The sequence below is a fragment of the Acinetobacter sp. YH16044 genome (assembly GCF_013417145.1).
Classification (GTDB): Bacteria; Pseudomonadota; Gammaproteobacteria; order Pseudomonadales; family Moraxellaceae; genus Acinetobacter; species Acinetobacter amyesii.
On record NZ_VPEK01000008.1, the window covers coordinates 89974 to 104037 of the forward strand.

A 14064-nucleotide genomic window follows, 5' to 3' on the forward strand; every position below is an offset into this window, starting at 1 on the left:
CAACATCGAAGCAAATAATCCATGAAAACTGAGTCGCAGGATGCGTATTTTAAAAACTTTTCTTATTATATTTTCAGTCTTTATGATCCTCGCCATCGGGATATTGGCTTATTTGATCCAACCTTCAGGGACCTTGGCAGCGTTTAAAACGTGGCATTATCAACATCCCGCACAAAGCACTACAGATACTCACTCAGCGGCGCCCTATCACGTAAAGTTCTTTGGCGTTTCGACCTTACTGTTTGACGATGGCCAAGAGCAAGTCCTCATCGATGGCTTTTTTAGTCGGCCATCGCTCAGTCAGACCATATTCACTCAGATTCAAAGTGATCAGCCTTTATTACACAACTATATCGACCAATACGACTTAAAACGCACTCGTGCTATTTTCGTGACTCATTCACATTATGATCATGCGCTCGATATTCCAATGTTGGCCCACCAGCTCCCCAAGGCCATGATTGTCGGCTCTAAAAGCACCTTAAATATCGCACGGGCAATGCCAATCGCTGAATCACAATTGCACGAAGTTCAAGCTTGGCAGCCGATGCAAATCGGTAAATTCACCATTACTGCGATCCCCTCGCAACATACTCCGCCAACAGCCGTTAATGATGATTTGGGGGAACAAATTTCGCAGCCACTACAACTCCCTGCACATTTTAGTCAGTTTAAAGAAGGTGGATCATATGACTATCTCATCCAACATGGGCCGCATTACAGTTTAGTCAAAGCCAGTACGGGTGCTGTGCCCAAACAGTTGCAAGAACTAAAAGTCGATACCTTATTTTTAGGCATCGCCCAGCTTTCCAAGCAAACGCCAGCGTTTCAACAGCAATATTTCAAAGAAACCTTAGCGACCCTTCAACCCAGCACCGTGATTCCAATTCATTGGGATAATTTTTTCAAACCACTGAATCCAGAGCTCGAATTTTTACCTCGCTTTGCCGATGACACTCCTCAAAGCCTAAATCTATTGATACAGTCGGCAGCAGCTCAAAACACCAAGGTGGTTTTACTCAGTCAACCTGTGTCGTTCGAGTTAAAAAATTGAGGAAAGCGCTGGATTGACTGTGCGATACTGAAATTCAATTTTTAGGCACTGATTTATCTAGGCATGAGGAAAATCATACATATCGACATGGATGCATTCTTTGCATCAGTAGAGCTGCGGGAACGCCCAGAACTCAAACAGCTTCCTGTTGTTGTGTCTTCACATCACCCTCGTGCGGTCATCTGTGCCGCGTCCTATCCTGCACGTGAATTTGGTTTACGTTCTGCGATGTCGATGGCACAGGCCCGTAAACTCTGCCCACAAGTCGTGGTGATCGAACCTAATTTTGAAAAATATCGTGCCGTTTCGGCGCAAATTCATGCCATTTTTCAACGCTATACCTCGCTGATTGAACCACTATCTTTAGACGAAGCTTATTTGGATGTCACAGAAAATTTACAACACATTCCGAGTGCCACTGAAGTCGCTATGCGAATTCAGGCAGAGATTTTACAAAGCACTGGTTTAACTGCCTCTGCAGGTGTCGCGCCCAATAAATTTTTGGCTAAAGTCGCTTCTGATTGGAACAAACCCAATGGCATTTGTATTATCAAACCATCACAAGTTCTGCATTTCATCCATGACTTGGCACTGAAAAAAATTCCTGGTGTGGGAAAAGTGACTCAAGAAAAATTAAAAGCCATGCAACTCAATACATTAGGTGATTTACAACAAATTGAAGAAGCCGTTCTGATTCATCATTTCGGTAAATATGGACGACAACTCTATCTGTATGCACAAGGCATTGATGAACGACCGGTCCAATCTAGCCGTGAACGTCAACAGATTTCCAAAGAAACCACTTTTGATGATGATCTCACATTGAGCCAATGTCAGCCCTATTGGCCCAAACTGATTGACCAAGTCTGGTCTAGTTTAGAAAAAAAGCAGTTAAGCGCGCGCGGTGTATCGGCCAAATTAAAACTCAAAAATTTCCAAGTGCTACAGCACAGTAAGAGTTTTAAAACATCGCTGAATAATCGTGAAGACCTTGCGCAGGTGTTACAGCAATTACTGCATGAAATGCATATTTCTGAGGAAGATCAATTTCGCCTGATTGGCATAGGGGTCTATCAATTAAGTGCGCAAAACCAAGAAGCACAACTTTCGCTGCTCTAAAAACTTCAAGAAGATCGTATTTGCTTAAGATTTAGGCAGAAGAACAAAATTAAAGCAATTTGCTATTCACAAAGCCTAAAATTAGAGTACTCTATCAGCGCACTACATTATCCGTGTATGCGCTGAGATGCTGAAAATCACCTTTACTTTCAGCATGCTGTCCTGTGATTGGCGTGACGATCAAATCCGAATATTACAGGGCAACTCTGTTGTCAATCATGGAATACCCCCCCTGCTACATCTTCTAGATCTCCCTTGATCCTGTTCAATAAATAAAATTCAAAGTTCACCGAAATTTCACTCAATTCAGTCGCCTCTACATTTTAATTTCAGTACACTCAAGGTCAAACCCGTGCTATGAATTAGAAAAATACATGCCAATCCATTCCAAAAAAAAATTCGGGGCTGTACTAGATTAGCACTATGTTAATCGATGAAAATGAAGCTAACTAACTGTAAATTAAATAAGAAAACTCAATTAAAACTACTAGAGTTTTTCGTGCTAGGAGTGACTGCAAGAGCTGCTGCTGATTTATTAAAAATTCATCATAATTCAGCAGCACTTTTCTTTACTAAGATTCGTAAAATTATTTCTTATCATTTAGAAGTTGAAGCCTTTGAAATATTCGATGGTGAGATTGAATTAGATGAAAGCTATTTCGGCGGAACCCGTAAAGGGAAACGAGGACGTGGAGCTGCTGACAAAGTTATCGTATTTGGTCTATTGAAGCGAAATGGTAAAGTTTATACTGTTGTTGTTCCTGATACTAAGTCTGGTACTTTAATGCCTGTAATTTCTAAGAAAATCACACCAGATAGCATTATTTATACAGATCAATAGCGTAGCTACAATGCTTTGGATGTTGCAGGTTTTTGCCACCATAGAGTTAACCATTCAACTCATTTCGCAAATGGGAAAAATCATATCAATGGAATTGAGAATTTTTGGAATCAAGCGAAAAGAATATTGAGAAAATATAATGGTATTCCTAAAGAATCTTTTCCCTTGTTTCTAAAGGAATGTGAGTTTAGATTTAATTATGGCAGTCCAAGTCAACAGTTAAAAACTTTGCGAGTTTGGACTGGAATTTAAATCTTATCTAGTACAGCCCCAAAAATTCTATGCGTTGAAGATGATGCCGCCATTCTCATGCCTTTACGTTATGCACTTGAGCGTGAAGATTGGCAGGTCACATGGGCCAATACGGGACTGCAGGCCATTGAAACGATACGACAGCAAGATTTTGATTTTATTATTTTAGATGTAGGTTTACCTGACTTAAATGGATTTGATTTATGTCAAAAAATTCGCCAATTCAATCAAACTCCCTTACTGTTTTTAACCGCCCGAGCAGATGAAATCGACCGAATTGTTGGTTTGGAAATTGGTGCTGATGATTACTGCACAAAACCGTTTAGCTCTCGGGAAATTGTTTCTCGGATCAACGCCATTTGGCGCAGAATGAAAATTCAGAATCAGCTGCAGCCACCGCAAGCAGCAGAGACTAAACTAAGCCCTACTCAAACTTGGTTTTGCCACGATGAATCTTTGCAAATTCAATATTTCAATACGACCTTGCAACTTACCCGTTACGAATACCGTTTGTTGAAGCTATTCATTGATCACCCGCAACAGGTATTTAGTCGCCAACAATTGATGGATCATGTCTGGGAACATCCAGAGCATAGTTTAGAGCGCACTGTAGATACCCATATCAAAGGCATCCGCCAGAAACTGAAACAGATTGCACCGCAACACGATCCCATTGAAACCCATCGCGGTTTTGGCTACAGCATGAAAAGGCTGGACTAACGCATGTCTATTTTCATCCGCATTTGGTTTTTCTTTGGGCTGATTATTCTGCTTGGGCTCTGGTTTATGTCCTATACCTTTAATCAGCAAGTCAAACCGAATGTACACCAAGTGGTGGAAGATACATTAGCTGAAAACGCCAATATTATCGCGATGCTGGTAGCGAAGGATGTCTATGAAAATAAGGTCGGCACAGCGCAATTTGATGCCAAAATTCAGCAGGCATTAGGCCGTAAACTTAATGCCAAAATCTGGCAGCACAATAAAAGTGAAATCAATCAGCAAATATATATTACCAATGACCAAGGCATAGTGATTTATGATTCACAAGGTGTCGCCCAAGGTCTCGATTATTCCCAATGGAATGATGTTTACCTGACTTTAAGAGGCAAATACGGCGTGCGCTCAATCCGTAATTATGATGCCAAAGGCAATATGCTGGACAGTAGCAGTAGCACCATGTTTATTGCTGCGCCAATCTATTATCAAGTGAATCAGCAGCCCAAGATGATTGGCGTGGTGAGTATCGGCAAGCCAAATAGTTCGGTGCAGCCCTACATTCAGCGCTCTGAAGATCAATTAATTCGCCAAGCGATATGGATTACCTTACTCAGCTTATTTTTGGCCAGTTTGGTCGCCTATTGGCTCAAACACAGCATAGACCGTGTACGTAAATATGCGCAGGCCTTGGCACCAGTCAATCAAACGCCCTATTTCCGCTCTGCCAAAGAACTGAATTTAGTTGTGCAAGCGGTGGAAAATATGCGTGAGCAACTTGAAGACCGCGCCTATGTCGAACACTACGTTAATACCTTAACCCATGAGCTAAAAAGTCCGCTAACCGCCATTCAAGCCAGTGCAGAATTACTCAAAGAGGACCTACCTCTGCAGGATCAGCAGCAATTTGCTGCGCATATTGATGCGCAAAGCCATCGTCTACGTAATCTGATTGACCGCATGCTGTTATTAACACGTCTAGAGAAATCGAAGCATCTGTTGGACATTCAAAATGTCAATTTATCCGAACTGATTCAGCAGGTTTTGGATCAATATGCCAGTCAAATTCAAGCCAAAAAAATTCAATGTTTATTCGATATTGAAGCCAATTGTATGATCAATGTGGATCGTTTTTGGATACAACAAACCCTTGCCAATCTTTTGGATAATGCCGTTGATTTTTCACTGGAGAATGGCAAGATTTTGATCCAATTGCAGCGTTCACATCATCTGCACGGTCAACACATTGAGCTAAAAATTTTCAATGAGGGTGAATGGATTCCAGACTATGCCCTGACTCAAGTTTTTGACACTTATTTTTCACTTCCGCGACCCATGAGTCAGCAGCGTAGCTCAGGCATCGGTTTAAGTATCGTCAAACATGTAATGGAACAACATCATGGACACATCAAGATCGAAAATATTACAGCCGATACCCTTTCAATCCTTCAGCCCCATCAGTCAGGTGTCATCGTCAAAATTGAATTTCCCTAGATGAATTGAACACTTCACCCAAACTTCACCTAAAGCACAAACATAGCTCAAACAAAACACATCTGCATTTTGCACACTGATTCCTGACAACAACAACTGCTCAGGAAAACAGTGATGCGATCCAGCTTTCTCAATCTCAAAATCATGGCTATTGTCATATTAGTGGCGCTCTTTTGGGTGGGTTTATTCTTTATTAGCCACCTTGTTGCAGAGCGACAAGCTTACCAACAATCTTTTTTTAATGAAATTTCAAAGAGTAATATTAGCTCTCAAACTATTATTTCACCCTACATTCGCATTCCTTATTCAGAACAAACGACTTGCCAAGACGAACAAAAAGTTGTCACACCTTGTACGCAAGAACAATGGATGTATATCAATGCGGATAACGCGCAATGGCAAGCCAAATTCGATGTATCCGATGATACTTACAAGCGTACCATTTATCGTGCGACAAGTTATAACGCTCAACTAAATGCCAATGGCATATTCCAAAAACCAACCTTGCAAGAGAAAAACTATCAATGGAATAAAGCCGAGATTTTATTTCCAATTCATGATCCACGTGGTCTAAATGCACATCCAACAATACAAGTATTGAATAAAAAATACACTTTTGAAATGAATAACCCAAATAGTGGAAATTCAGGCTTCGAGTTCATGACGATTTCCGCAACGAAATATCCTGAATTGATTCAAGCGATACAAAATGGTTTTAGTTTTAACTTAAAGACTGATTTAATTGGTTTAAGAAAGTTTACGCTTATCCCGACCAGCCGTGTAGTGAGCTATCAGGCCAATGGTAATTGGGCGGATGCAAAATATTCAGGACAAAATCTGCCTTTTGAAAAAACTAGTTCAAAAAATCAATTTACTGCAAAATGGAAAAATATCGCTTTAGGCAATCAAAATATAAATCGCCTCATCTATTGTGGCAGTGACGGATGTATCCGCCTCTTAAGCGATAATGACCGAGCAATAGAAGTTTCCCGTAAAATAGGTGAAGCACATATAGATAGTGGTTTAACCACGGAGTTTTTAGACTCAGTCAATGCCTATACCCAAACCGACCGTGCAATCAAATACGGTATCGTGATCATCATCATTACTTTTGGCTGCTTCTTCCTGTTTGAAGTACTGAAAAGCTTACGTATTCACCCGATTCAATATTCGTTAGTGGCAATGGCACAAGGTATCTTCTTTGTTCTCCTGCTTTCAATCAGTGAATACTATGCCTTTGCTTGTGCATATCTAGTGGCATGCATTGCTTGCGTAGGATTGATGACTTGGTATCTCTTCTTTGTCATGAAAGGGCTGAAACCTGCAATATTATTCGGGCTTATTCTAAGTTCACTCTACACCATCATGTATATGTTGTTGCAATCCTCAGGTAAAACCTTCCTGATGGGTTCCGTCATCTCATTCATCGTACTTGCAGTGGTCATGTTTATCACACGAAATATTGATTGGTATCAAATCAGCAGTCGACCTGAGCGTGAACTGAAAACCTATAAACCGCCGCAATAATTCACCAACCTTTAGGCGGATGGACAACTCATCCGCCTTTTGTACGGCACTTCCCACAGCTCAACCCACCTCCATAGGCCTTCCCATGACAACTGAGCTTCAGCAAAAATGTCCGCAGACTGTGCATATCCAGCTGCTTTGCCCACTGCAATGCTCACTGGCATTTTGTCTAAATCAATTAAGAGCAGCGCACATTCAATTCTTAAATTTAGGCAATTGCATCGCCTGTCCAGAGTTGAATTGCCTTATTATTTTTAAATACAAACTACTCATTCGAATTGATAACTTCGTTTACAGCGGAGCCCAAGCCTAAAAATGAGATGTGCAGATGATGATTCATCACGTAAACTACAACGCAAGCTAATATATTGAGCATACTCATGACGGTGCAGCGCCTGCATATCACCCAACGCTTTTCCGAAATCGCTATTTCAGGTCAATTGGTCCATTTGGCAGGTCAATTGGCAACAGACCTTGATTTAGACATCAAAGGACAAACACAGCAAACATTTGAGATCATTGATCAATTCCTTGCAGATGCCGGCACAGATAAAAGCCAGATTATGTCAGTGACCATTTATCTTAAAGATATTGAACAGGATTATGCCGCATTTAATGAAGTATGGGATGCGTGGGTGTCAGACATTGAAGCATTACCCAGAACTTGTGTCGAAGCCAAATTATACGACCCGCGTGTACGGGTAGAATTAACTGTCGTAGCCGTTAAGCCTGAATAACCATTAAGCCTGAATAACAATAAAAAAAGCATGTCTAAAGACATGCTTTTTGAAAAAGACTTGGCTCTTTGAATCCTTAAGATCCAATAATTTTGATCTTTTTACGTTCCAAATCTGAATATAAATGATATTTTTTCAGATCATTAACCGGCACAAATGGCGCTTGTACACGCTGCTCATTCAAGAAATCTTCGCGTAATTGAACGTACTCAGGCACATCATCATAACGAATGACCCGATAGCCTGCCAAAGCGAGCAAAGCATCTTGATATTGCGACTGCTGCATCCGTTTGAGTACCATTGGATCATCTAAAGCGACGATCGCTAAGATTTGGTGCTGTTCATCGAGGACGACAAAGTCCGCCACCATATTTCGATACTTATTCCGCGTACGATAGTATTTCGTGGTCAACAGTGCATCAAAAGACACGTGCGCAAGGATCGTATGCTTAGGCAAAATTTCTTTTAAACGCGTGTAGGTTAATTGCTCATTAATGTTGAAAATAGCACGTTGTTTCAATGCGCTATCTTGTTGCTTAGAATCACCTTCTAAACTTTTCCAAGCCATTATGAGCACACAGAAGAGTAAAATACTCCCTATTACTATGTATATAGTCATCTCATAATCCTTTATATTTCTTATATTTTTGGTTTTTGACATACTTCTTTTGAAGACGAAGTATACAACCAGTATTATTTTTTTAATTTCCTATTAAAAAAAATAACTCTAACTTTCACACAATACGTATTTAAACTGACAAAAAGTTGCAAACTTAAAGCGTCAAACATCACATGCCACTTCGTTCAGAGTAATAGCATCCATTGCTATATACAGATACTTTAGATCATTCGCTAAAACGACAGCAAGTGCATTTCCTCTCACTGTCAGACTATTCCGATAAGCTGTCAAATTTTGCTCGTATTTCATTGAGATAACCGACACACATATGGCATTGAGCTTGTAACAGCATATAAAAATACAAACTGTCTGATGCTGCCGAGCATAACTCCCATAAAAAAGACACCAAAGTGTCTTTTTTATTTATCCATTTTAAGCGCGTGATTTAGGCTTTGATTTTCCTTTGGGTTTCGGACCACCAAAAGGTTTTTTCGCATCACCCGTTTCACGCGGCGGCAGACCAGTATGCTGCGTCAAAATTTGACCACGCTCAGGACGCTTCTTGGTATTTGAAGGACGCGATTGAGCAGCCTTCGTCCGATTACCTTGTTCACCTGTACGTTTTTGTGAATCACCCGCAATACTTGAGTTCTTTTTACGCGCAGACTGGTATTGACCCTCAGCACTACCCGCAGGCTGATACGTCGGAATCAAATGCTGTTTTGAGTTCCCTATCAGATCCTGACGCCCCATTTCTTTGAGCGCTTCACGTAGCAATGGCCAGTTGTTTGGATCATGGTAACGCAAGAAGGCTTTATGCAAACGGCGGCGTTTTTCACCTTTCACGATATCGACATTTTCGGTATAACGCGCCACTTTAGCCAGCGGGTTTTTACCGGTGTAATACATGGTCGTTGCAGTCGCCATTGGTGATGGATAGAAGGTTTGCACCTGATCGGCACGGAAACCATTCTTCTTCAGCCAAATCGCTAAGTTCATCATGTCATAGTCCGTCGTACCCGGATGCGCTGCAATAAAGTAAGGAATGAGATACTGCTCTTTCCCTGCTTCCTTACTGAAACGATCAAACATTTGTTTGAAACGGTCATAGGTCCCGATCCCCGGTTTCATCATCTTCGATAATGGACCTTTTTCGGTATGTTCAGGCGCAATCTTCAAGTAACCGCCGACGTGATGTGTCACCAATTCTTTGACATATTCTGGGTTTAACACCGCAAGGTCATAGCGTAAACCAGAACCGATCAGAATCTTTTTAATCCCCGGCAATGAACGCGCTTTACGGTATAACTGCGTTAAAGGTGCATGATCGGTATGTAAGTTTTGACATACACCCGGGAATACACACGACGGCTTACGACAGTTCTTTTCAATCTCAGGATCTTTACATGCCAAACGGTACATATTGGCCGTTGGGCCGCCTAAGTCAGAAATGATCCCGGTAAAGCCCGGTGCGGTATCACGAATTTTTTCAACTTCACGCAAAATCGATTCTTCAGAACGGTTTTGGATGATACGCCCTTCATGCTCTGTAATTGAGCAGAAGGTACAGCCGCCAAAACAGCCACGCATAATGTTCACAGAGAACTTAATCATGTCAAAGGCAGGAAAACGCGCTTCACCATACGCAGGATGTGGCAGACGTGCATACGGCAAGTCAAACACATAATCCATTTCTTCGGTTGTCAATGGAATCGGCGGCGCATTCAGCCAAACATCACGCTCACCATGCTTTTGCACCATCGCGCGCGCATTGCCCGGATTGGTTTCCAAATGCAAAATACGGTTGGCATGTGCATACAGTACAGGATCATTCGCCACATCTTCATAGGCAGGTAAACGAATCACCGCCAATTCACGCGGCGGCAATTTATGCTTAATGGCTTTTGATGCAGGCTGCAGCTGCACGATTTGTGTGTCGGCGTCTATGTTATCACCTTCACGAACAATCGGATTTGCTACCGCTTCTTTTTGGAAGCCTTGATATTGCGTAACGCTGTCTTTGCCTTTTTCGATTTCACAGCCTTCAAGGTCTTCGGTCATCACATAAGGATTAATGATCGGATCGACACGGCCAATCGCATCGACATCATTCGATGCGATTTCAACAAACTTCGCTTTTGAAGCCCGGTTATTTTTATTCACAATAAATGCGGTACCGCGGACATCCGTAATCTCTTGGATTTTTTCACCACGGGCCAAACGATGCATGATTTCCGTGATTGAACGTTCACCATTACCATACATCAATAGGTCGGCTTTCGAGTCCATCAATACTGAACGGCGGACTTTATCTGACCAATAATCATAATGCGCAATACGGCGCAGCGAGGCTTCAATACCGCCCAATAATACAGGCACATCTGGATATGCTTCACGCACACGCTGGCAATAGACTGTTGCTGCGCGGTCTGGACGTTTATTCGGTTGATTATCCGGAGAATATGCATCATCCGAACGGATTTTACGGTCAGCTGTATAACGGTTGATCATCGAATCCATGTTGCCGGCAGTCACGCCCCAAGCAATATTCGGTTTACCCAATACACGGAATGCTTCTACATTGGTCCAGTCTGGCTGAGCAATAATCCCAACACGGAAACCTTGTGCTTCAAGGGTACGGCCGATGATGCCTGAGCAGAATGATGGATGATCGATATACGCATCACCACAAACCAAAATAAAGTCGCAGCTATCCCAACCGAGTTGATCCATTTCTTCGCGTGACATCGGCAAAAATGGCGCAGGGTCAAAACAAGACGCCCAATATTTGTCGTAATCAAACAACGCTTTTGGCGCAGTCTGCATAGTATAAGCAGTAGACATGGCTAGCAATTCTCGGCTGGCAGATGGAATGATCTGAAAAAAGATCAAAGAAGATGAAAGCCGATCATTTTACCATGAATTCCATTCATCATGCTTGATTATAATTTATACAATAGCTACAGAATCATTGAATTGTTTTATATAGACATCAGATGTAATCGTGCTGTAGCACGACTATAAAACAAGATTTAAATAAATCATTTGTAACTTTGCTTTAGTTTAAATCAACCTAGAATGTGCCATGAGTTATCGCATTTTATTCAACATTAAAGCCTGCGCCTGTTGAAATTGAATGTGCATTTCAGGTAAATATTTTTCAATATAAATCTTACGCTTATCTATACTGTCTTGAGTCATTAATGGTTTTACATCAAGCATTTGACGGCGTGTCGTTTCCTGCTGATATTTTTGCCAAAAACTCAATGCTGCATTTGGATCAAAGCCCGCTTTCGACATCAGATCAAGTGCGAGAACATCTGCTTCCAGTTCAAATTTTGAAACTTTAGGCAGAAAAACAACTTGCCCTGTCACACTACTGGCCGCAGTAGCAAGCGCGCCGATACCCGCAGTTGAAGAAATCATCGCCACCTGACTTGCAAACAGCAGGGAAATCTTCTCACGATGATGATCACGCAGAGCATGTGCCATTTCATGCGCCATCACAAATGCCAATTCATCTTCATTCAGCTTTAAACTCCAATACAAACCCGTGTTAATGACAATTTTCCCACTTGGAAAACCATGTGCATTTAAATCTTTATTTAAATTCCCACTGACTTGCCAATCCCATTGACTCGAACCTTGACGGTAAAACTCCGCATTTTTTTTGAGTTTATTTAAAACCTGATCCAATTTCGGATCAATGATCAAAAGTTGTTTGTCTTTCGCTTGATGAATAAATTGTTGATACGATCTATCCGCCTGTTTAGTTAATAACTTTTGAGGAACGATAAAAAACTGTTTTCGCTCTGCGCCTGCTGTCCCTAAATTCGTGGTACTTGTACAAGCTGAGATTAAGATAAAAACCAAAGCCATCATTAAAATAGTTATATTTTTCATAATCGCCTTAATTTTAATACCAATATTGATCTATATATATAATTCTATCTAAAAACAAATGCAAAAATATTCAAAAAAACAAATAATTCATATTTATCATATATTTATTATTTTTCAAACTTTTAAAAATGATAACCAAAAATAATTTATTTATAATATTGTGATGTATTTCATTATTATGAGGCACCTTTTAAAAGGCATATTAGACCAAAGTTGTATAATCATAAAAATAGTAAACTTAGCCATTTTTATAGCGTTATTTATATTAAAAATAGATGTAAAACGAATATTTAATAATAACTTATTCACATATTTCTATCTTTATTTATTCAATTGTATTGCTAAAAATAAACCAATCATCAAGATAACAGCAATAAAGCTCGTCAACCCAATCCAACCAGAAATTTCCCAAACCAAACCACTACTACTACCCAAAATACTAGAACCTAAGTAATAGCAAAATAAATATAAAGATGAACCTACGGCACGGTATTGCAGGGATTGAACTGATACCCAACTACTTGCCGTGGAATGCGCTGCAAAAAAAGCAAAAGTGAATACAATCAGCCCCAAAATGACTGACCAAAATGCCGGAATGAGCATGATCAACAGCCCGAACAACATCATGATCAGCATCGAAGGTAAAACTTTTACCCGGCCAAAGCGTTTCCCCCAACTTGCAGCCCGAGGTGAACTATATATTCCTGCCAAATATGCTATGGAGATTAGTCCAATCCATGTTTGAGAAAGTTGATAAGGTTCTTCTAATAGGTGGTAGCTCATATAGTTAAATATAGAGACAAAACATCCCATGAGGATAAAGCCTTGAAGGAATAAAATTCTCAGCTTTGGATCTGCTAAATTTTTAACGAAAGATTCATAAAATCGGTTGAAACGAATGGGATAAGCTTGAAAATGTTGAGATGCTGGAAGTAATAAAAAGAATGCTGTGGCTATACATAGGTTAATGATGCCGATAATCATCATGGCATTTTGCCAACTAATATAATCAATCAATACCCCGGCAATGAGACGACCACCCATTCCTCCAATCGCAGTACCCGATATATACAGGCCCATTGCAAAGCCTATATCTTTTTGCTCAATTTCTTCACCTATATAAGTCATTGCAACTGCAGCAACACCGCTAACACTTAATCCGATCAGCACGCGATTCAATAAAAATATTTCCCAAAGTGGAAATATAGAACTAATGATTGAAAGTGACGCTGCCAAAAATAAAGCGGTGACCATCACAGGCTTACGACCCGATCTGAAATCAAACCAGTGAATAGCAGCCCAATCGCTAAGGCAATGGTAGAAAAAGATAAAGGAAAGCTGCTATGTGTCGGACTGACATGAAAGAAATTCGCAAAGATGGGCATCATCGGTTGTACACAATACAACGATGAAAAAATTGCGAAGCCTGCTAAAAATAAAGAAAATAAAATGGCAAGAAATGGCCGTGTGCCATATTCAATATAAGGAGAATTTGAGGCTAAATCAGACATGAGCTTTCCATCAATGACACGGATAGTATACGCCTTTCAGTCTTTAATTTATAAATCACATGAAATGAATGATGAATTCTTTCTTTTTTTCTCATTACTTCTTTTTCTTTTCCTCACACATAAAAAAACACCCCCTGAGATATCAGGGGGTGTTTCGAATAATGAGCTGGCGATGACTTACTCTCACATGGGTAACCCCACACTACCATCAGCGCTAAGAGGTTTCACTTCTGAGTTCGGGAAGGGATCAGGTGGTTCACTCTTGCTATTGTCGCCAGCACAACTGTTTT

At 40.6% G+C, this 14064-nt stretch carries 10 protein-coding genes, 1 rRNA gene and 2 pseudogenes; 7 read left to right on the top strand and 6 right to left on the bottom strand.

Annotated elements, in window-relative coordinates:
- The first annotated feature begins 40 nt into the window (after positions 1-40).
- The 6 genes and pseudogenes from FTV38_RS07390 to creD all read left to right on the top strand — a co-directional run bounded on the left by FTV38_RS07390 (position 41) and on the right by creD (position 7004).
- Positions 41-1054 (top strand): MBL fold metallo-hydrolase, encoded by a 1014-nt coding sequence (locus FTV38_RS07390; RefSeq protein WP_180022088.1) that lies wholly within the window; start codon positions 41-43, stop codon positions 1052-1054.
- Positions 1055-1117: 63 nt separating this feature from the next.
- A complete protein-coding gene (gene dinB / locus FTV38_RS07395; RefSeq protein ID WP_180022089.1) occupies positions 1118-2173 on the top strand; it encodes a DNA polymerase IV in 1056 nt (351 codons plus the stop codon).
- 439 nt (positions 2174-2612) lie between these two features.
- Positions 2613-3266, top strand: a pseudogene (locus FTV38_RS07400) (IS1595 family transposase).
- Entirely contained in the window at positions 3267-3986 is a 720-nt protein-coding gene (creB, locus tag FTV38_RS07405; RefSeq protein WP_373887008.1) for a two-component system response regulator CreB, read from the top strand.
- Between the two features lie 3 nt (positions 3987-3989).
- Positions 3990-5477 carry a two-component system sensor histidine kinase CreC gene (gene creC, locus FTV38_RS07410; protein WP_180022091.1) on the top strand — a complete coding sequence of 496 codons (1488 nt, stop codon included), beginning with the start codon at positions 3990-3992 and terminating at the stop codon, positions 5475-5477.
- Positions 5478-5591: 114 nt separating this feature from the next.
- The gene (creD, locus tag FTV38_RS07415) at positions 5592-7004 is read left to right on the top strand and encodes a cell envelope integrity protein CreD (RefSeq protein ID WP_180022092.1); all 1413 of its coding nucleotides are present in this window, start codon (positions 5592-5594) and stop codon (positions 7002-7004) included.
- An 11-nt stretch (positions 7005-7015) separates the two neighbouring features.
- On the opposite strand, the gene FTV38_RS07420 is transcribed toward creD, so the two are convergent.
- Positions 7016-7168, bottom strand: coding sequence for a hypothetical protein (locus FTV38_RS07420; protein ID WP_180022093.1), 153 nt, complete (start codon positions 7166-7168; stop codon positions 7016-7018).
- A gap of 216 nt (positions 7169-7384) precedes the next feature.
- Here FTV38_RS07420 and FTV38_RS07425 point away from each other — a divergent pair, with 216 nt between their 5' ends.
- On the top strand, positions 7385-7741 hold the full coding sequence (locus FTV38_RS07425) for a RidA family protein (RefSeq protein ID WP_180022094.1): 357 nt from the start codon (positions 7385-7387) through the stop codon (positions 7739-7741).
- 76 nt (positions 7742-7817) lie between these two features.
- Here FTV38_RS07425 and FTV38_RS07430 read toward each other — a convergent pair whose 3' ends face one another.
- The 5 genes and pseudogenes from FTV38_RS07430 to rrf form a co-directional block, all read right to left on the bottom strand.
- Positions 7818-8360: a DUF2726 domain-containing protein gene (locus FTV38_RS07430; RefSeq protein ID WP_078189487.1), complete on the bottom strand. Its 543-nt coding sequence runs from the start codon at positions 8358-8360 to the stop codon at positions 7818-7820.
- A 432-nt stretch (positions 8361-8792) separates the two neighbouring features.
- Entirely contained in the window at positions 8793-11204 is a 2412-nt protein-coding gene (locus FTV38_RS07435) for a YgiQ family radical SAM protein (RefSeq protein ID WP_180022095.1), read from the bottom strand.
- Positions 11205-11450: 246 nt separating this feature from the next.
- Positions 11451-12263 (bottom strand): M48 family metallopeptidase, encoded by an 813-nt coding sequence (locus tag FTV38_RS07440; RefSeq protein WP_180022096.1) that lies wholly within the window; start codon positions 12261-12263, stop codon positions 11451-11453.
- Positions 12264-12584: 321 nt separating this feature from the next.
- A pseudogene (locus FTV38_RS07445) lies at positions 12585-13774 on the bottom strand (MFS transporter).
- Between the two features lie 164 nt (positions 13775-13938).
- Positions 13939-14053 (bottom strand): 5S ribosomal RNA (gene rrf, locus FTV38_RS07450).
- Positions 14054-14064 lie beyond the last annotated feature (11 nt).